Annotated in this window: 20 protein-coding genes; 13 read left to right on the top strand and 7 right to left on the bottom strand. The window is 51.7% G+C overall.

The window, feature by feature from the left end; genetic code table 11:
* Positions 1-824: 824 nt before the first annotated feature.
* On the bottom strand, positions 825-1,286 hold the full coding sequence (locus tag ACFORK_RS21590) for a hypothetical protein (RefSeq protein ID WP_379202871.1): 462 nt from the start codon (positions 1,284-1,286) through the stop codon (positions 825-827).
* Between the two features lie 26 nt (positions 1,287-1,312).
* Complete coding sequence (locus ACFORK_RS21585) at positions 1,313-2,215, bottom strand: SDR family oxidoreductase (RefSeq protein WP_379202869.1); 903 nt, start codon at positions 2,213-2,215, stop codon at positions 1,313-1,315.
* Positions 2,216-2,382: 167 nt separating this feature from the next.
* Here ACFORK_RS21585 and ACFORK_RS21580 point away from each other — a divergent pair, with 167 nt between their 5' ends.
* The 5 genes from ACFORK_RS21580 (at position 2,383) to sdaAA (ending at position 5,613) form a co-directional block, all read left to right on the top strand.
* Entirely contained in the window at positions 2,383-2,976 is a 594-nt protein-coding gene (locus tag ACFORK_RS21580; protein ID WP_379202867.1) for a DUF4269 domain-containing protein, read from the top strand.
* Between the two features lie 22 nt (positions 2,977-2,998).
* On the top strand, positions 2,999-3,466 hold the full coding sequence (locus tag ACFORK_RS21575) for a GNAT family N-acetyltransferase (RefSeq protein WP_379202865.1): 468 nt from the start codon (positions 2,999-3,001) through the stop codon (positions 3,464-3,466).
* A complete protein-coding gene (locus ACFORK_RS21570; RefSeq protein WP_379202863.1) occupies positions 3,463-3,879 on the top strand; it encodes a GNAT family N-acetyltransferase in 417 nt (138 codons plus the stop codon). Before ACFORK_RS21575 ends, ACFORK_RS21570 begins: the two co-directional genes overlap by 4 nt.
* A gap of 148 nt (positions 3,880-4,027) precedes the next feature.
* A complete protein-coding gene (gene sdaAB, locus ACFORK_RS21565) occupies positions 4,028-4,738 on the top strand; it encodes an L-serine ammonia-lyase, iron-sulfur-dependent subunit beta (protein WP_379202861.1) in 711 nt (236 codons plus the stop codon).
* Entirely contained in the window at positions 4,735-5,613 is an 879-nt protein-coding gene (gene sdaAA / locus ACFORK_RS21560; RefSeq protein ID WP_379202859.1) for an L-serine ammonia-lyase, iron-sulfur-dependent, subunit alpha, read from the top strand. Before sdaAB ends, sdaAA begins: the two co-directional genes overlap by 4 nt.
* Positions 5,614-5,637: 24 nt before the next feature.
* Here sdaAA and ACFORK_RS21555 read toward each other — a convergent pair whose 3' ends face one another.
* Positions 5,638-5,940, bottom strand: coding sequence for a hypothetical protein (locus ACFORK_RS21555; RefSeq protein WP_379202857.1), 303 nt, complete (start codon positions 5,938-5,940; stop codon positions 5,638-5,640).
* A gap of 92 nt (positions 5,941-6,032) precedes the next feature.
* Between ACFORK_RS21555 and ACFORK_RS21550 the strand changes: the two genes are divergently transcribed.
* The gene (locus ACFORK_RS21550; protein ID WP_175370842.1) at positions 6,033-6,227 is read left to right on the top strand and encodes a YwbE family protein; all 195 of its coding nucleotides are present in this window, start codon (positions 6,033-6,035) and stop codon (positions 6,225-6,227) included.
* 158 nt (positions 6,228-6,385) lie between these two features.
* Here the strand turns inward: ACFORK_RS21550 and ACFORK_RS21545 are convergent, their stop codons facing one another.
* Complete coding sequence (locus tag ACFORK_RS21545; RefSeq protein WP_379202854.1) at positions 6,386-7,198, bottom strand: HNH endonuclease; 813 nt, start codon at positions 7,196-7,198, stop codon at positions 6,386-6,388.
* Between the two features lie 243 nt (positions 7,199-7,441).
* Here ACFORK_RS21545 and ACFORK_RS21540 point away from each other — a divergent pair, with 243 nt between their 5' ends.
* The 7 genes from ACFORK_RS21540 to ACFORK_RS21510 all read left to right on the top strand — a co-directional run bounded on the left by ACFORK_RS21540 (position 7,442) and on the right by ACFORK_RS21510 (position 15,549).
* The gene (locus ACFORK_RS21540; RefSeq protein WP_379202852.1) at positions 7,442-7,954 is read left to right on the top strand and encodes a hypothetical protein; all 513 of its coding nucleotides are present in this window, start codon (positions 7,442-7,444) and stop codon (positions 7,952-7,954) included.
* A 52-nt stretch (positions 7,955-8,006) separates the two neighbouring features.
* A complete protein-coding gene (locus tag ACFORK_RS21535) occupies positions 8,007-9,026 on the top strand; it encodes a LacI family DNA-binding transcriptional regulator (RefSeq protein WP_379202850.1) in 1,020 nt (339 codons plus the stop codon).
* A gap of 171 nt (positions 9,027-9,197) precedes the next feature.
* On the top strand, positions 9,198-10,535 hold the full coding sequence (locus ACFORK_RS21530) for a glycoside hydrolase family 30 protein (protein WP_379202848.1): 1,338 nt from the start codon (positions 9,198-9,200) through the stop codon (positions 10,533-10,535).
* Positions 10,536-10,558: 23 nt separating this feature from the next.
* Positions 10,559-13,786, top strand: coding sequence for a cellobiose phosphorylase (locus ACFORK_RS21525; RefSeq protein ID WP_379202846.1), 3,228 nt, complete (start codon positions 10,559-10,561; stop codon positions 13,784-13,786).
* A gap of 46 nt (positions 13,787-13,832) precedes the next feature.
* Positions 13,833-13,970, top strand: a complete 138-nt coding sequence (locus ACFORK_RS21520) for a hypothetical protein (protein ID WP_379202844.1) — start codon at positions 13,833-13,835, stop codon at positions 13,968-13,970.
* 124 nt (positions 13,971-14,094) lie between these two features.
* Entirely contained in the window at positions 14,095-14,898 is an 804-nt protein-coding gene (locus tag ACFORK_RS21515) for an AAC(3) family N-acetyltransferase (RefSeq protein ID WP_379202842.1), read from the top strand.
* Positions 14,899-14,910: 12 nt separating this feature from the next.
* Complete coding sequence (locus tag ACFORK_RS21510; protein ID WP_379202840.1) at positions 14,911-15,549, top strand: histidine phosphatase family protein; 639 nt, start codon at positions 14,911-14,913, stop codon at positions 15,547-15,549.
* 62 nt (positions 15,550-15,611) lie between these two features.
* On the opposite strand, the gene ACFORK_RS21505 is transcribed toward ACFORK_RS21510, so the two are convergent.
* From ACFORK_RS21505 to ACFORK_RS21495, 3 genes are all read right to left on the bottom strand, one after another.
* Positions 15,612-16,883 carry an MFS transporter gene (locus ACFORK_RS21505; protein WP_379202838.1) on the bottom strand — a complete coding sequence of 424 codons (1,272 nt, stop codon included), beginning with the start codon at positions 16,881-16,883 and terminating at the stop codon, positions 15,612-15,614.
* 47 nt (positions 16,884-16,930) lie between these two features.
* The gene (locus ACFORK_RS21500) at positions 16,931-17,845 is read right to left on the bottom strand and encodes an ArsR/SmtB family transcription factor (protein WP_379202836.1); all 915 of its coding nucleotides are present in this window, start codon (positions 17,843-17,845) and stop codon (positions 16,931-16,933) included.
* A 288-nt stretch (positions 17,846-18,133) separates the two neighbouring features.
* A partial coding sequence (locus ACFORK_RS21495) for an S-layer homology domain-containing protein (RefSeq protein ID WP_379202834.1) occupies positions 18,134-19,560 on the bottom strand: 1,427 nt, incomplete at its 5' end.

The raw sequence follows: 19,560 nt of genomic DNA, 5'->3' as shown, positions 1-19,560 counted from the left end.
AGGTTCGAACTCAAGATTCCAACTTAAGAGTTGAACTCAAGACTCGAGCTCAAGAGTTGAACTCAAGATTCGAGCTCAAGAGTTGAACTCAAGATTCGAGCTCAAGACTCGAACTCAAGGCTCGAACTCAAAATTCGGACTTAAGGTTCAAACCCAGGATTCAAACTTAAAGTCCGAACGTCATTACGGTGATGTATAGACTCTAAGATCCTATATGGAACGCACTCCTGAAGTGTAATTAACGGCATTTTTGTACCCTAATTGTCTCTGCAGCCAAGGGTTTGAGGGAATTAAGGGCAATATTGTACCTTAAATCTTCCACAGTAGCCCTTTCAGGGTGATTTCTTTGAAAATAAGATGCAATAATGCCCTTATTTAACTTATTGGCCTATATTTGATGAATATAAGGTACAAAAATGCTGTTATATTTGCCGAACAAAAGAAACCAAGGTAGAAAAGAAGAACGAAGGGGGAAGTCAAACATTCCTCCGTAGTAACGACGAGCTTTACGTTTGGTTCTTAACTTCGTCTTTATAGCTGAACGATATGCCGTAAAGCCACAACTAGCGAAGCCGTATCTAACGGAAGCCATATCTATTTAACCAGCTCGTATCTATCTAACTAACTCATGTCTATCTAACTAACTCATGTCTATCTAACTAACTCATGTCTATCTAACTTGCTCATACCTATCTAACTAACTCATGTCTATCAAACTAGCTCATATATCTATCTAACTAACTCATATCTATCTAACTAACTCGTAACTAACGGACCGCATTTTAAATGGGGACATTGGCTAACAGGATCTAGGCCATAGCCGATCAGTTAAACAGCACCAGGCACAGGAGCGGAACGAACAAAGCGAATACAGGTAGAAATAGTGGAAGCCGCTCCACGGCGATTTGTGCCGTGCGGAACAAGAGTAGACCGATGATGCCAGCGGCTGCACAGAGCAAGGGGGTGCCGCCTTGTTCTGCAGCCAGCCAGAGACCTGCTCCTAGGCCTGCCGCGGCGTAGACGACGAAGGCTACGGCCAGGAGGCGGATGCGCAGAATACGCAGCAGTCCATCTGCGACCAACGCAGCCGGCAGGCCATAGGCATAAATGGCGTAGGCGGCAGAGACAGGCCATTCTTCACCCGGTGAGCCTTCGCTTGCGGGGTAGACCAGCGTCAACAGGGATAAGAGTAAGAACAACAGGCCTGCACAGGCCAATTTGCTCAGGGCATACATTCCGGCAGTCAACCTGACGGAAGTGATTTCGGAGGGTTGGGTTCTATGCATCGTTTTGGCTCCTTTCGGTAAAATTCTCAGCTGGTGATCATGTCTCCACCGTTGACATGAATGCACGCGCCGGTTACGAAGGAGGACTCCGGTCCCGCCAGATACAGGTATGCTCCAGCCAGTTCATACGGCTGTGCTGCCCGCTTAAGCGGGGTTCCTGTACCGAATGTGCTGACCTCTTCGGGTGAAAAACTGGATGGAATCAGCGGTGTCCATGTCGGCCCGGGTGCCACGCTGTTGACACGAATTCCAGTATCAGCCAACGAAATGGCTAGCGCTCGGGTAAAAGAGACCACGGCTCCTTTGGTAGAGGAGTAATCAATAAGCTCCACATTCCCTCGATAAGCGGTAATGGAGGCCGTGTTAATAATGGAAGCTCCTCTTTTCATATGAGGCAGTGCGGCTTGAGTCAGGAAGAAGTAGGAGAGGATATTTGTCTGGAAGGTCAGATACAGCTGTTCTTCCGAGATGTCGAGGATGCTCTTCTGTGGAAAGTGGATCGCATGGTTGTTCACAAGAATATCCAGCTTGCCGAATGTGGCAACGGTATGCTCTACAGCCGCAGTGCAGTTCTGTTTGAAGCGCAGGTCGCCTTCAATTCGCAGACAGCGCTGGCCGAGCTCCTCAATGCGCCGCTGAGTGACCTCTGCGTCGGAGACTTCATTCAAATAGGCGATGGCTACATCCGCGCCCTCTTTGGCAAAGGCAATGGCCGCAGCTTTTCCGATGCCGCTGTCGCCCCCGGTGATGAGGGCAACCTTGCCCTTCAGCTTGCCACTGCCACGCAGTTCCGGGTTCTCGCTAATCGGACGAGGAGTCATCAGACTTTCCAGTCCGGGTCGCTCCTGGTGCTGGGGCGGGAAGGCAATCGGCTGTTCCGTGCAGACGGTTTTTTGTCCGTAGTAGGGGTATACCAGGGGTTGCTTCATGGAACGAACTCCTCCTCGGGCTTCTCTGTGTTCTTATATTTCTATGCGTTCGCCCAGGGAATCGTGCACTCCCTTGTGCACAGGTGCAAGGATTTAATAAGGGAAGAAGGCTTAGGCCAGGCTTTCGGTGTAAAGTAGGGTCGTATTTTGCAAGGGGGTGGGATTAGATGGTGGAAGATGAGCACTGGCTGGATATTTCCTATTTGCAGCAGGGTACAGCACTTCAGAAGGAGGTGCATACCCTGCTGACTGAACTGAATGTGCTTACCGTGTTGAGTCAGTACCACCCTGTACTTGTGGGGACGGTGCCGCTTGGCATTCAGGTGGAGGGCAGCGATCTCGATATTATCTGTGAGGTACATGATCGGGAGGCCTTTGCCGCGCAGGTTGGTCTACACTTTGGTGAGATGGATCAGTATAGCTGCGAATCACGGACCGTTGATGGAACCCCTCGCATTAAAATCAATTTTAGCGTAGGAGGTTGGCCGGTAGAACTGTTCGGACAACCGCGTCCAAGCAGGGAGCAGAACGGGTATATTCATATGGTTGTCGAAGCCCGGGTGTTGAGTATATTGGGCGATTCTTTTAGAAAACAGGTTATACAGTTGAAGCGCCAAGGGGTAAAGACGGAACCGGCCTTTGCCCAGCTTTTGCAGCTGGAGGGTGATCCTTACGAGGCTGTACTTGGACTTGATAAGCTTTCTGAAATGGAGCTAAGGGCTTTGTGCGGGGAGCGGTCTATAACAAATCATACTGGATAAATCGTAAAGGAGTCGTTGTCACATGAATCTGGTGATCCGAAAAGCGTTCAAAAGCGATGCGCCGGAACTCCACCGGCTAATGGTGCAGTTGATCAGCAAGCCTTTGCAACTGGAGGAAGTGGAGAAAAGGCTTGATTTTATAGCTACCAGTCCTATTGAAGAGCTGTATGTGTGCTTAGGAGAGAAGAATGAAGAGTTTTCCGAGGGACAAGAACGCCTTCTGGGGGCTTTAGGTTTCCGTGTGCGGGAAAATATTGAGGATTATACCCGTTATGGCGAAATTTCCGTGCTTGTGACAGATAAGGAAAGCCGCAGGCTGGGCGTGGGACGAAAGCTAGTAGAGTATGCAGAGGAGCTGGCCGCAGCGCGCGACTGTATTGGAACCTGGTTGGTTAGCGGCACCGAACGCGAGGAAGCGCATGCTTTTTACAAAAGATTAGGATATGAAATTACGGGTTACCGGTTTGTAAAGGCAGGTGGGAAATCGTGATCTATAGGTCAATGACAGCTGACGACTACGATGCGGCTTATGAATTATGGGTGAATACTGAGGGGATGGGACTTAACGAGGCAGATTCACGGGCAGGAATCTCACGTTTTCTGGAGCGCAATCCGGAGTTAAGCCAGGTTTGTGTACATGAGGACGGTTCTCTGATCGGTACGGCATTGTGTGGGCATGATGGTCGCCGGGGGTTTCTGTATCATGTTGCCGTTCGTCACGCATCCCGTGGCAAGGGCTCAGGGCGCGAACTGGTGGCCCGTTGTTTGGACAAGCTGAGGGAGGACGGCATTACCAAATGTCATCTCATGGTGATCCAAGACAACCAGAAGGGTCGGCAGTTTTGGGAAGGACTCGGCTGGCAATACCGTGACGACATTGCGCTGTACTCTCGGGATACGTAGGCTATGACTCTTAGTGGAAGGTGCTAAGGCCTGCAGTTTGTCAAAATAATCGCTTGCTCCACTGTGTAGGTTTGGCACCTGTGCAGTATAATAGGGATATGCAAGCGTAGAATATTTGCTTAGCTGTATAAACGGAGGCTTTATCATCATGCGTTTTAAAGATGTATTCTCAATTATCGGCCCGGCTATGGTCGGGCCTTCCAGTTCGCATACAGCAGGAGCGGCCCGGATTGGCCGGGCGGCCCGCCAGGTGTTGGGCGAAATGCCGCGTGAAGCCGAAGTAACTTTCTTCGGCTCTTTTGCTGCGACTTATGAAGGTCACGGTACGGATCGGGCAATTATCGGCGGATTGTTGGACTATACCACCGACGACCCAAGGCTCCCGGATTCTATAACGCTTGCCACAGAGGCAGGTATGGATATCTCCTTCCGCCAGGGAACGGGTTTGTTCCCTCATCCCAATACGGTAAGACTGCGTCTCGTTGGCAAGGACAGTGGACAGGAGCTGACGCTAACCGGGACTTCCATCGGAGGCGGCAACATTGAGATTGTTGATATTAACGGCTTCGGGGTGAAGCTGACAGGCATGTATCCTACGGTCCTCATTGAGCATATGGATTACTTGGGCGTGCTTGCGAGTGTTACGGATGTTATGCGCAGCGGGCAGGTCAATATCGGACATATGTCTCTTGACCGCAAGAACCGCAGTGGCGCTGCACTGACCGTGCTTGAGTTGGATGAATCGGCGACACCTGAATTGCTTCAGGCCCTGGGGGACCTCCCAGCAGTGAAGTCGGTGAAGCTCGTAGATTTGAATGAAGCTGGGCAAGAGGAGAAAGGGAAGGAAAGTACATCATGAATTTTCGAACATTAAGTGAATTGGCTGTATTATGCGAGGAAAGAGGCCTTGGGATTGGCGCCCTGATGCTAGAAGAACAAAGTGCGGAATCGGGTCGCTCCAAGGAGCAGGAATTCGCCACCATGAGCCAGTATTACGGGGTCATGAAAGAAGCTGTACACCGTGGGATGCATGAAGATACAACCTCCCGCAGCGGACTTACCGGACTGGATGCCCAGCGAGTAGGCGCCTATAATGCAGCAGCGGAGCCCCTTCTTGGTGGCCCAGCGGGTCAGGCTATGGCCTATGCACTGGCGGTGTCCGAAGTGAATGCTTCGATGGGTCGCATTATTGCTACGCCAACGGCGGGCTCCTGCGGCATCATTCCAGGGGTATTCCTCAGCTGCCAGGAGCGTTTTGGCTGGAGTGATGATGTCATGGTCTCCGGCCTGTTTGCTGCCGGAGCGATTGGCTATGTTATCGCCAATAATTCTTTTGTATCTGGCGCGGAAGGCGGTTGCCAGGCCGAGGTAGGCTCAGCCATCGGCATGGCAGCGGGCGCGCTAACTGAGCTGCGCGGCGGAACCCCGGCACAGGCCGTACATGCCGTAGGTCTGGCGCTTAAGAACACGTTGGGTCTCATCTGCGATCCTGTCGGCGGGCTCGTAGAGATCCCTTGCATCGTCAGAAACGGTTTTGGCGCAGTGACCGCACTGGCCGCCGCAGATATGGCGTTGGCAGGTGTGCGCAGCGTGATTCCTTCCGATGAAGTGATCAAGGTCATGCTGGAGGTTGGCTCGGCGATGCCGGAGATCCACCGTGAGACCGCCGGAGGCGGACTGGCTCAGACACCTACTGGGCGCAAGATCATGGAAGACCTGCGGCGCAAAAAATAGCGTATCAGGGCAATGTCTTCCTGATCAGAGCAGCTTGAACCGTTCTAACTGATCGAGCTGCCCCTCGCTGCGGAGAATTTCCTTCTGGCGGTGGCCCATGAGATCGAAGTGAGGGAACGGTGAGCGGTTATGAATATATTTGGCAGGCAGACCATGTTGCTTGCACCAATGGGCGAGCCGATCCAGGTCGCTGCAGCCAACCTTGGTCACGGTGGTCATGCCGGGAAACCGGGGATCAATCCAGTAATGGGTCAGGAAGGCTATCTCTCCCGCAGAGACAGCCTTCTTCCATGCTTGCAATTCTTCTCTTTTGATTCCGAAGGCCATAATTGTTCACGTCCTTAAACTGTTTGAAATATATAGTTTCAGCTGTAATTGTTTGTTAACAATAATAATAAGCATGAAAGGGGGATGTCATCATGAATGGACAAAACAGGGCGGATATCCGGCCCGGACTTGAGGTAGACATCGTACTGAAGCAGGATCAGGCTACAGGTAAGCTGACCCATGGTCAGGTTAAGGATATCCTGACTAATTCCCCGCGGCATCCGCATGGCATCAAGGTCAGGCTGACCAGTGGCCAAGTCGGGCGGGTCAAGAATATCACCGGTTAAAGTTTATCCATCCGCTCGCTTCAAGACGTAACTGTCTGCGTGCGGGGTTCTATGACACCTATCACTAAAAACGCTCCGATGCCTTGGCTTACGCTGTCCAGAGACAGCAGCTTGCCGGGGGACTGGAGCGTTTATTTGTTATGGGGAAGTAGAAGTAGCTACCTTTTTCTGCCCATAAATTCCTCGACATCCTTATCTGCCTTGGTCTGGTTGCACAGGCTGCAGGCACATACACAATTGTCCGGTGTCGTATGGCCGCCCTTGGCACGCGGAAGCAAATGGTCGATGGTATCTCCGTAGAGTCCGCAGAAATAGCAGGTATAGCGGTCCCTGTTCAGGATCAGGGCACGGAAGGCCTTGTTGCTGTACAGGCGGCGGATGGTCCGCCGATTGACGACTACTGCAGCATGCTCCTTAACCAGTGTAACCGCCAGTTCCAAGTCAATCTCCTGATGCCAGCGCCTCCCCTTGTCACTATGACCACGCATCAGGATCATACCCTGCGACGAGGGTACCAAGGCTGTGGTATCCGTGGGCTCTGGCTTAGGCCCCCGTTGATGCAGCGGTGTTCGCCGCGGCTCGGCCCCGCGCGGTCGCCCCTTGGTGGCAGGCTTCGCTGCCGTGAGCGAAGCTGCGGCTTTCCGCTCCTTGGCTCGTTCGGCGCGAGAGCGAGTCAGCGGGCCGACGGCCGCCTTTTTAGGAACGTCTCGCGTAGCTTCCGGTGGCGATGGGGGCGCTACGGCCGCCCTTCCAGGCTCCGTCTGGCGTGCCAGCGCTGGCATTGGCGGCTGCAAGGATTGCAGCTGCGTGATACCAGATTCAGCAGCGCGCTGCTTGCGGCAATCCCGACACGCGCCTCGCCGGGCCTGGGCCTTGGAGCGCTTGCCGGTCCGCCTGCGGAACTCGGCGAGAGGCTTAAGCTGCTCACAGTAGGCACATTGTTTGGAAGAAGGCAGAATGATATCGGTCATCGGTATATTTTGGACGAAGAACCTTACAGCCCTGTCCTGTCCCCTCGTAGTATAGATAGCAGTTTCAGTATAACGCAAAGTGCAGACGTTTACACCGCAGACAATAAATGTCGCTAAAGGCCTCTCTATTGTGATTTCTGTCTCGGTATATCCAAGGAAAACACTGTAAAATGAGAGCGAGGTAACGCATAGAGTAATTAAATAGGGCATAAGCACGACTATTCATGGAAAAGAGGGATAGGAATGCAGTCTGAAATAGGCACTTTGCAAAGCCAGACAAGTAACGACAAGAGACCGCCTTCGGTAGTATTGTTGTACATTCTTCAGGCTTTTCTGGGAGTTGGAGCGATTGCAGGTGGTGGCGCACTGGTGGCCGATCCCCAAGGCGGCTTGGTGGGTATGTCGGTAACCTTGCTGACAAGATCACCTTTTCCTGATTTTCTGGTGCCAGGATTGTTGCTGCTTATGGTGTTTGGCTTGTTCCCTTTGTTCACGCTGTACAGCATGATCAGAAGGCCGCAGTGGCAATGGGCTGAGGTACTGAATCCATTTAAAGAACTTCATAGTTCGTGGGTACTTTCACTCTATATCGGCTTTGGGCAGATCATCTGGATTATGGTGCAGACTTATATCCTGAATGCGGTTTACTGGCCTCATGTTTTGTATATGAGTTTGGGACTTCTGATTCAGATCGTTACCCTTTGGCCTCCTGTACAGAGATATTTTATGCTGGACTACCGTAAGGAAAGACGTTAGAATGTCAGTGAACGGAGAGCGTTCTCATGATGAGAGGCGGGAGTGAACCGGATTGACGACTATTTATGATATTGCCAAAAGAACCGGTTACTCTCCGACGACCGTGTCTAAGGTGTTCAATAATTATTCCGATGTGCGCGAGAAGACGCGCCAGGATATCCTCCGCACAGCACAGGAGATGGGGTATGTGCCCAACGCCCATGCCCGAACGCTGACCACGAAGAAATCGTGGACCATCGGCGTGCTGTTCGTGGAGAGCACCGGAGCGGGTATCCGCCATCCCTTTTTCAGCGCGGTGATCGAAAGCTTCAAGCAGGTGGCCGTGGCTAAAGGGTATGCGCTGATGTTCATATCCAAGGATGTGGGCGGTAAGCAGAGCGGATATCTGGAGAATTGCCGGATTCGCGGGGTGGACGGAGTTGTGGTCTTTCTGTCTGATTATGAAGACCCTTATTTTCAGGAGCTACTGGATAGTGATATTCCTACAGTGGTTCTGGACTATGAGACACCGGAATCCCATACCGTATGCTCGGATAACTGGAGCGGCGCAGTGCAGGCAGTGGAGTATTTGATTGGCTTGGGCCACAGCAGAATTGCTCATATTTCCGGCGGTGTGAACACCACTCCGGGAAGTCGTCGGCAAGAGGGGTATGAGGCCGCGATGCTGCAGCAGAAGCTGGAGCTGCGGGATTCCTATATCGTCACAGGCGCCTATTATTCTTTGGAGAGCGGTTACAATGCCATGATGGAACTGCTGCGATTGCCGGAGCGGCCAACGGCCGTGTTTGCTTCGGGCGACTTGTTGGCCTTTGGAGCCGTCAAGGCGGCGCAAGATTCCGGTCTGGCTGTACCTGAAGATATCTCGGTCATGGGATATGACGATATCGAACTGGCGCGCTATGTCACCCCGGCCCTGACAACAGTTAGGCAGGACACGGAACTGTTGGGAAGCCGGGCAGCGGAGATCCTGCTTGCCGCGATCGACAAGATCCCGAACGAGAAGGAAGCCCTAGCATTGCCAGTAGAAGTCATTGTAAGAGATTCCTGTGCACCCCCCGCGAAAGAGGAGTAACTATAATCGGGGCCCATCCGGTCTTAGGCAATAAGCACGGATGGCGCTTCAGATGGCTCTCTGCTATGATTTTTTGCACTAAAGCAAAAAACGCCATTTTTTTTCGAAAAAATCGAAACCGGTTTCGAATCGTTTCGAAAGCAATTATTCCAATTATAAGGAGATATGACAATGACAACAGTTCAAACCGTAGTAACCGCCAAAGACACAGGAGAACGCCTCAGCAAGGTAGACGGAATTGAGTTTAAGGCTAGAGAAGGTAATGCAGCTCAAGTGGAACTGAAGCCTGAAGAATCTTATCAGAAGATGATCGGCTTCGGCGGAGCATTCACTGAAGCGGCTGCGTATACATTGTCTAGGCTTAGCCCTGAGAAGCGGGCCGAGGTCATCCACCGCTATTTTCACCCTGTAGAGGGACTTAACTACTCGATGGGCCGCGTACATATCCATAGCTGCGATTTTGCACTTGGCAACTACACGTACGTGGAGGACAACGATACAGAGCTGGCTACTTTCGATATTTCTCACGACCATAAGTGGGTGCTGCCGCTAATCAAAGACGCTATGGCTGTTAAAGGCGGCGAGTTCACCATGCTCGCTTCCCCGTGGAGTCCTCCGGCATGGATGAAGACGAATGGAGAGATGAATAACGGCGGACAGCTGAAGCCGGAATATGCCGATGTGTGGGCGCGTTACTACACGAAGTTTATCGAAGCCTATGGCAAGGAAGGTGTGCCAATTTGGGCGGTTTCCGTACAAAATGAACCGGCTGCTGTTCAGACGTGGGATTCTTGTGTGTACAGTGCGGAAGAAGAGCGTGACTTCGTGAAGAACCACCTGGGACCGGTGATGCACAAAGAGGGCTACGGCGACGTGAATATTGTAATCTGGGATCATAACCGGGACATTATGGTTGAACGTGCGTCAGCAGTGCTATCCGATCCTGAAGCTGCAAAGTATGTATGGGGTACAGGTATCCACTGGTACGGCGGCGAGGAGTTCGAGAAAGTGGGTCAGGTGCATGACCTGTTCCCTGACAAGCATCTGTTGTTCACAGAGGGCTGCCAGGAAGGCGGCGTGAGACTTGGAGAGTGGTTCACAGGCGAACGCTACGGACGGAATATGATCGGCGACCTCAATCATTGGACCGAAGGCTATCTGGACTGGAACCTGGTGCTGGATGAGACTGGAGGCCCTAACCATGTTAACAATTTGTGCGATGCTCCAGTAATTGCCGACACGACTACGAACGAAATTCATTATAACAGCTCGTATTACTATATCGGGCATTTCAGCAAATATATTGCTCCAGGCGCGGTGAGAATTGGTTTGCAAAATTCTGCTGAAGGCGTCCTGTCCACAGCTTTCCGCAATCCGGATGGCAGTCTTGCCGTCGTGCTGATGAACGAAGGGGAAGAGTCCCGCGAGGTTACTTTGGGACTGGGTGATGAGGTTGCCCGCTTCGAGCTTCCGGCGCATTCCATCATCACGCATCTCATTACACAATAGTTCATTCAGGGAGGGGTAGCAGTATGAGTCATTATTATTTTGATTCCGGCAAATTCGTGATAGAGCAGTTCCATGAAGGCAAACCGTTTGCCAGTTTCCTGCCTGGCCTTGCCGGTTTGAAAGGAATTCCGATGTGGTCCTTCTATGTCAATCGGGGTCAAGGGGTATGTAGCTTCGGGATTCGCGACAAAAACTCGCCGATCATGGAATTCTCTCCGGCGAACATTTCTTACAAGAATGTGGCCAACTCCGGTTTCCGGACCTTTATCAAGATCAAGGGGGAACGGGAAATTTACGAGCCGTTCCAGTCGGCGCGTCCTGATGCCGAGGCTAAGCGGGTTATGACCATTCTTCCAAACGGTCTGACCATCGAGGAAAGCCATGCTGGGCATGGGCTGAAGACGACAGTCCATTACTTTAATCTTCCGAATGAAGATTACGCTGCACTGGTACGCCGGGTGACGATTGAGAATATCGGGGGCCAGGAGATCGATTTTGAACTATTGGATGGTCTTCCGGAAATTCTGCCGTTCGGTGTCGAGAACAGTGGCTACAAAGACATCGGCAACCTTCTGCGGAGCTGGATGGATGTCTACAACCTAGAGAACGGTATCCCGTTCTATAAGCTGCGTTCCAGCACCAATGACGATGCGGAGGTCAGTGAGATTACGAAGGGCCACTTCTACCTGTCCTTTACTGGAGAGGGAGAGAAGATCTCGCCGTTCGTAGATTTTGAGGTTGTATTTGGTGGCAACACTTCCCTGTCCTATCCCGACCGGTTCGCGGAGTTATCGTTGTCTGGTCTTGCAGAACTGCGTCAATATCCAGTCAATAAGGTCCCTTGTGGCTTCAGTGGCGTAGCGCGGACGCTGGTTCCAGGGTCCAGCCTGACGGTGAACACCCTGATCGGCCACGTCAGTGACATTGAGAAGATCAATAAAAGGTCGGCGCACATTTGCCGTGACGCCTACATTTCCGATAAAGCTGAGGAAGCGTCCAAACTCACTGAGGATCTGACTGAAGATATTGCAACAAAGACTTCTTCTCCGATCTTTGATGCTTACTGCCGTCAGTCTTATCTCGACAACTTCCTGCGTGGAGGCTACCCGTTCATCTTCGATAACGGTGGAGATGGCTTCGTAGTGCATCTGTATTCCCGTAAGCATGGCGACATGGAGCGCGACTACAACTTCTTCTCGTTAGCGCCAGAATACTATTCTCAAGGCAACGGGAACTTCCGGGATATGAACCAGAACCGTCGCAATGATGTGTTCTTCAATCCGAAGGTCGGCAGCTTCAATATCAAAATGTTTTACAGCCTGATGCAGGCTGATGGGTACAATCCACTGAGTGTTCAGGGAACGACTTTTGAAATTTTGCCGGAGAATCGCTCTGCGCTGGAAGCCTGGATTGAGAAAGGCGCTGCGAATCAGCACGAAGGACTTGGCAAGCTGCTCAGCGGCGTATTCACCCCAGGTGGTCTGATCAATTACATCGCCGACCATCATGTCGAGCTGAAAGTAGAAGAGCAGGAGTTCTTGTTCGGTGTGCTTTCTTTGTCCAAACAGAACATTGAAGCTTCCTTCGGGGAGGGCTTCTGGTCCGATCACTGGACATACAACCTTGATCTGGTTGAGGGGTACCTGGATATTTTCCCTGACCGGCGACAAGAATTGCTCTTCGGAGACGCTACCTATGCGTTCTATGACAGTCCCGCCTATGTTCTCCCACGCAGCGAGAAATACGTCATCAGTGACGGGAAAGTACGTCAGTACGGCGCGCTGCTTGAGGACGAAGAGAAGCTGCACAAGCTGAAGCGTAAAGCCGGAAGCACGGAGTGGCTGCGGACGGAACGCGGTCGTGGCTCGGTGTATAATACGAACCTGTTTGTAAAAATAGTGTCGCTGGCCCTGAACAAATTCGCTACACTCGACCCTTACGGAATGGGTGTGGAAATGGAAGGCAACAAACCGGGCTGGAATGATGCTATGAATGGCTTGCCGGGATTGTTCGGATCCGGGATGAGCGAGACCTTCGAGCTTAAGCGGACAGTGTCCTTCCTGCTCGATGTGCTGGACAGCCCGGACAATGCGGAAGGCACAGCACGCTTGCCGGAAGAAATAGCGCTTCTGCTGGAGCAGGTAAACACCGCTGTTACTTCTGTGTTGGAGGGAGAACTGACCCAGTTTGCATACTGGGATACCGTAGCTTCGGCCCGTGAAGCTTACCGCGAGAGCATCCGGTTCGGCATTACGGGAAGTGAGTCTGAAGTTGCCCTTACCCACATCCGTGGTGCCTTCTCCCGGTTCCTGCTCAAGCTTGACGAGGGTATTGAGCGAGCGGTGAAGCTGGGGAACGGACTGACACCGACTTATTTCCGCTTCGAGGCTACCCGGTTTGAGCCTGTGGTAGATGCGGAAGGTGGACCGGTACTTAGTGGATACGGTCTGCAAAAAGCAGTGGTGCAAGAGTTTGAGGCCAAGCCGTTGCCTTATTTCCTGGAAGGACCGACCCGCTGGCTGAAGACCTTGAAGGATCCGGTGAAGGCCAAGGAAATCTATAATTTGATTAAGGGCACCGGACTATATGATCCTCAGACATCGATGTACCAAACGTCTGTAAGTCTAGAAGAGGAATCTCATGAAATCGGGCGGATGCGCGCCTTCACTCCGGGCTGGCTGGAGCGGGAGTCCAACTTCCTGCACATGTCTTACAAATATTTGCTAGAGCTGCTGAAGGCAGGACTGTACGAGGAATTCTATTCGGAATTGAAAACCTCACTCGTGCCATTCCTTGATCCGGCAGTATATGGTCGGAGCACGCTGGAGAACTCGTCGTTTATCGCTACGGGAGGCAACCCTGACCCTGGCACGCATGGCCGTGGCTTCGTAGCCCGGCTAAGCGGATCGACGGCAGAATTCCTCAGCATGTGGCGCAAAATGATGGCTGGCAGCAAGGCCTTCTCCGTCGTAGACGGAGAATTGGCGCTTTCCCTCAACCCTGTGCTACCGGGCTGGCTGTTTGACGAGCAGGGAGAACTGAGCTTCACCTTCCTGGGTCAAACCAAGGTGACGTATTATAACCAACGCAAGGCCGATACCTTTGGAGACGGCGGAGCAACCATCCGTAGTATGACGCTTCAGTATACGGATGGCACCGTTAGCACGATTAACGGCGCTTTGCTACGCGGAGCAGCGGCAGAAGCGCTTCGGCATGGTGAAATCAGCCTGATCAAGGCTGAATTGGCATAGAAGGTGAATAAGCGTCCTCCTCCTATACAATTAGGTAGAGGATACTGTGTTAGCTTTGTCACAAGAGAATAATATCAAGCGGACAGTCCCTTCGCTTGCCAGTGAAATGCAGGCAGCAGCCTCCCGGTCATCCGGAGGGCTGCTGCTTTCTTGTTTCTTTGCTGCGATGGCTATTTCTGATTAGCGTATCCAAAAGGAGATATTTTTACAACTACTACTAAATACTTGAACATTTGCTCCTCTGTGCGAACGATTATATTATGGGATTACGGGCTGCCTAGATACATAGATTTGGAGGGGATTTGAGGATGGAAATGATTCAGGGCAATTTGATTACGGTGGAGACATTGGCGGAGGATTTTCGCCGCCTGGGAGTGCAGGAGGGAATGACGCTAATTATGCACTCTTCATTTAAATCGCTTGGAGAGTGGGTAGCAGGTGGGCCTGTTGCTGTTATTTTGGCGCTTGAAGAGGTATTGGGAGAAGAGGGGACGCTAGTTATGCCTACGCATTCGAGCGATTTATCCGATCCTTCGGGCTGGTCAAGGCCCCCGGTTCCAGAAGCTTGGTGGACTTCAATCCGTGAAATGATGCCTGCGTATGATCCTGATATGACTTTGCTAAGGGGGATGGGGGTCATACCAGATACCTTCCGTAAGCAAAAGGGGGTCAAGCGCAGTAGTCACCCTGTCCATTCATTCGCAGCCTGGGGTAAGCACAGGGATGTGATCATAGACGGACATGGACTGGACTTCGGGTTGGGAGAACATTCACCTCTGGCCCGCATCTATGATCTGAATGGAAGTGTTCTGCTGCTCGGGGTGGAGAACCTCAACAACACCTCACTGCATCTGGCGGAATGCCGGGCTTCTTTTCCAGGCAAACAGGAAATCGTCAGTGGAGCGCCAATGATGGTAGACGGGAACAGACAGTGGGTGGAGTTCAAGGAGCTCGACTGGGAATCCGAGGATTTTGTCGCCCTGGCTGAGCAATTTCAGGAGGATACAGGCCGAATTGCTTTGGGCCCGGTTGCAGCGGCTCCGGCTAAGTTGATTCCTCAGCGAGAGATCGTGGATTATGCGATAAGATGGATGGAACGGAATCGTACATAAGGAGGATTAATCATGAGCACAACTACAATTTATTTGACACGGCACGGGCAGACCGAATGGAATGTGCAGCACCGCATGCAAGGTCATAAAGATTCGGCGCTGACACCGCTCGGTGTCCAGCAGGCAGAGTGGCTGCAACGTGGCCTGGCCACCGAACGATTAGATGCTGTCTATGCAAGCCCGAGCCCGAGGGCTTGGCGAACAGCAGAGATCATTATCGGGGAGCGGAATATTCCACTTCAGTCTGCCGAAGAATTCCTGGAGATCGGGATGGGGATTTGGGAAGGCTGTGACTCCACAGAGCTTGAGGTGATCCACCCGGATCAGTACGAATATTTCTGGAAGGATCCTGCCAAATTCAAGGTGAAAGGCAGCGAGACCTTTGCAGAGGTACAGGAACGGGCACTGGACAAGCTTGCAGCAATTGTGGATGCCCATCAGGGTGAAGCTGTACTGATCGTCACCCATACGGTGGTGATCAAGCTGTTAATGGCGTACTTCGAGGGCAGACCCCTCCCTAAGCTGTGGGATCTCCCGTATATCCATCCTACCTGCCTAAGCCGGATTGATTTTACAGGGGACATACCGGAAATTCTGTTGCATGGAGATATCAGCCATTACGAATCTAATGCTGACGAGGTAAAATCCTGACAGATCATCGTATACTATTGAACTATTACTTATAGAGTTGTTGATCAAAAGGAGATGTTCCGTTATGCCGGTACATCTCCTTTATTCGTTGTTAGATGTTGTTTTAATGTGTGTTTTGCCTCCAGGTCTGACAGATCTCCGTTAATTCCGTTTAGAACAGGTAGTAGCATTGCTACTCCTGAACACAGGATAGGAATCAGACCGGCAGACAGGAAAAGAATAGGCAGACCGTAAGCATGTGCTATTGCTGCTCCGCCCATAGCACCGATTGGTTGCAGACTGCCGCCAATCAGGAAGCGGATTGAGTTGACCCGTCCCTGCAAATGGGACGGAACTAAGCGTCCATGCAAGGAAGAGCTTAGTGAACCAAAGAAGGGGGCTGCCACTCCAGAGGTGAACAGGGCCGCCAGTACCAAGGGATAACTCGAAGCAAATCCTATTAATGTCGTAGCGAGACCAATAACCATGAGGCTTGATAGCATGACCGTCTGCCTTTGTTTGATTTCTCCTAGGAATGAAATCATGGTCAGCCCGACTAAGGTGCCCAGTGCAAAAACTGTAGTCAGGATGCCTATAGTGGCGGCACCCCTATTCAGCACATCGCTTACAAAGGGAATGATCATCGTCCAGACAGCAATATTGCACATATTACTGATTGCCACCATGCACATGATCACCAGCATGGCTGGAAAGCTCTTATAGAAAGAGAAGCCTTCAGTAATCTCCCGGATGTAGCGAGCCAAGGATAAATTGTTCTCGTTTTTTACAGGTGTCTGCATCTTGGGCAGCCACAGTAAAGTAACGATGGCTCCCGTGTAGCAGACGGCGTAAATACCCATGGCCGGCAGCGCTCCGGCGGCGGCTGTCAGAGCGCCGGCCATGGCAGGGCCAAGTAAGGCAGCTGCGTTCTTGAATCCGTCGATTACGGCAAATGCGCGCACTAGCTTGCGAGCGTCCGCCACGTCGGGCACGATAGCCATCGCCGTTGGGATAAAGAGGGCGGCACAAGCACCGCTGAGTCCGGCTGCAAGAAACAGATGCCACAGCTGAAGCTGTCCGGCCAGACCCATCGTCAGCGGCACTAGTATGGCCAGCAGACGCACTGCTGCCAGGCCGGCCATAAATCGGCTGCGGTGCAGCCGATCAGACAACGGTGAACCGATGAGCCGGAGGACGAATTCGGGAATGCTGGAGCTGAGCGCTAAGGCGCCCATGGCCAGCTTGGAGCCGGTCAAATCATAGACCAGCCACTCCATTGCCAGCAGCCCGAAGGTATCGCCCAGGGAACTAAGCGATATTGTGGCCAGCAAACCGTAGTAACCACGTTTTAACATAGGATTCCTCCCTTAAGCTTGGGTTCTCCCCAAATGTGTCTTTCCCATTAGATCTTCATATAGTTACTGATTTGCCGGGGCAGATCGCTCAGCGCCTCCAGGCGCAGGCTATAGTCTGTGGTCTTATTGTTAAAGTGCACGATAACCAGTCCTGCTGCCCGAAGGGTGATGAGATGGTAGTGGACCGTGCTTTTGGACAAGCCGACCTCCCGAACGATCTCCGTAAACGTAAGCTGTTTCCCTGCCAGCAAGCGAAGGATGCAGAGTCTTGTTTCATCCGACAGCGCATGTGTTAGCCGCAGTAGTTCTGCGGGCGGCCGGCCTGCTCCGGGCGGAAGAACATCGCAGGAATAGCTGGTGAAAATAACCTCATCATAAATAGCACTGGTCACGAGTGGACGTGTATGATACTGGGGGATGATCACAACTTGCTTCAGAAGATCCGTAGGATATAGCCGCATGCCTTGTGTAGCCTGCTCATAGACCTCCATACTGTTATCTTTGTTCAACATTTCGCGCCTGTACTCGGCTTCGCGCGCAAGACCCTCAATGATAGCCTGGTCGATGCCGCTGAAGTAATGGGTGTTCCAAGCCCGTAAAGCCTCAGAGGCTAGGTCGCGTATTTCTGGAAGATTAGGCGGAACACTGAGATTATACCGGGCAGCGATCTCATAAAGCTCGCCCGAGGAGAGGGCGTCCAGCCAATCCAGGAAGCCGGTAACAGAACGATCGCCTGGACAGTTCCAGATATAGGGATAGAGATTGGACTCATCCGTTGCATCCATGGCTTTTCGCATCTTTTGTAGCAGCGCAGGTGATAAGTGCTGCTGAACTTCCCGAACCCAGAGCTTTCCTGAATCCATGACCGCATGACTCTGCTTGCGGAGAAACGCGTTGAGGCTATTCACACATTCATAAATGGGTGCAAAATCTACTTCCACGATGTAGTTGGTAGGGGGCATAGGTTCACTTGTCCTCTCAGAGATAATTGATGTTGATTAGTTAGATTAAATACGATCATTATGTATGTTCTATAAATATAGAACTGAATATTGGTTTTATTATAATGGAACAATTTTGAAAATTCAATCCCGATTTTAATATGGAAATAGCGGTTGTGTTGCAGACCTGACCTGATGTAGGCTCCGGTCATTGCAAAATAATAAGAGGGCCCCGGACGAAACTTTCGCCCAGGTCCCTCTTTATTGATGCTTTACAATCTGTGGTTTAATGATGGATCGACTTAGAGTCTAGTTGATGAAATGAAGTGACTTCAGAGTCTTCTCCAGCATGGTTACGGCTTCTGCACGGGTTGCCGCTTTTTGTGGAGCGAAAGCTCCGTCAGGTGTTCCCTGGATGATGCCAGCGGCCGCAATTTCTGCTACGGCTTCGCGCGACCAGGCCGGGATACCGGCTGCATCGCTGAACTTGGCCAGCACCGCAGGGTCTGCATTCAGGGTTGCGCCTGTATACTTGATGGCTTTAGCAAGTACAGCCGCCATTTCCTGACGCGAAATCTGACTGTCTGGACGGAAAGTACCATCCGTATAGCCAGAGATCAGGCCAGCTGCAGAAGCCGTCTGGATGGCGCCCGCATACCACTTGGACGAGCTAACATCGCTGAAGGTTGTTCCGCCGCTAACAGTTTCCAGACCCAATGCCCGTGTGATCAATGCTGCGAATTCAGCACGGCTGACCGATTGTGAAGGGGAGAAGGTAGTGCTGCTTGTTCCGCTCACAATCTGTTTGGAAGCCAGCAGATCAATAGATGACTTCGCCCAGTGTCCGGCAGTATCTCCGAACGATTTGCTAGACTGGATCACAGTATAGATGCTGTTGCTGTTGCGTGTAATTGTTACTTCTGTTGTTCCGTCTGCTTTGGCTGTGAAGACAGATGGCACGAAGATCAACTGTCCGCTAGCTTGGTCGAAGACCACTGCTGTAGCGTTCTGTGCATTCAAAGTGCCTGGAACTATGATTGTCCGCTTAACGTACGTGCTGCCAAAAGCGTTTACTGGTACTTTCTTTGTTCCCGCTTGGGCTGTGACGCTGAATTCAATCACAGGTCCGGCTAGGGTAATGGAGCCTTGCTGTGTTGCAGCTTTGTTCACGCTGCTTAGCGTAGCAGAGTCAGCTGCTGTCATGGAAACAGTAATTGTAAAGTCACTTGTACCCAATTGATCAGCAAGTGCAGCTCCTTTGATGATGCTTACAGGCATGGAATAGGAAGTGCTGCCTGCAGTAAAGGTCAGAATAGTATTCGGTTGAGCAGCTGCCTGAGCAACAATAACGCTGCCTGGAAGCACGATTTGTGCACCACCTGCAGAAGCAGTGACCGGGATGACCAGTTCATTGCTGCCAGCAGGTAATTTAGCCAATTGTGCAGTCAACTCAGATTGTGTAATGGTTGTCACCTGTTGCGTTGCCGTTGGAGCTGGCGTAGCTGAAGGTGTTGCACTTGGTTTTGCTGTTGCACTTGGTGTAGATCCTGATCCGGATCCTCCGGATGGAGCCGTTGGTACCGGCGTCGGAGTTGTCTCCGGCAGTGGTGCACCTTTCAGATCAACAATTCGGCCTTCAACTGCGGAAGTGTTCGCAGTGATAGTTCCAACCTTCTGAATATACTTTGTAAATACTTCAAAGTCCGGTAGGTACAGCAGGTTCACGCGACCTTCTT

The organism is Paenibacillus sp. GCM10012306 (assembly GCF_042649265.1).
Classification (GTDB): Bacteria; Bacillota; Bacilli; order Paenibacillales; family Paenibacillaceae; genus Paenibacillus_AQ.
The sequence above is the reverse complement of the archived record's forward strand: the minus strand, read 5'-3'. Positions and strand labels throughout refer to the sequence as shown.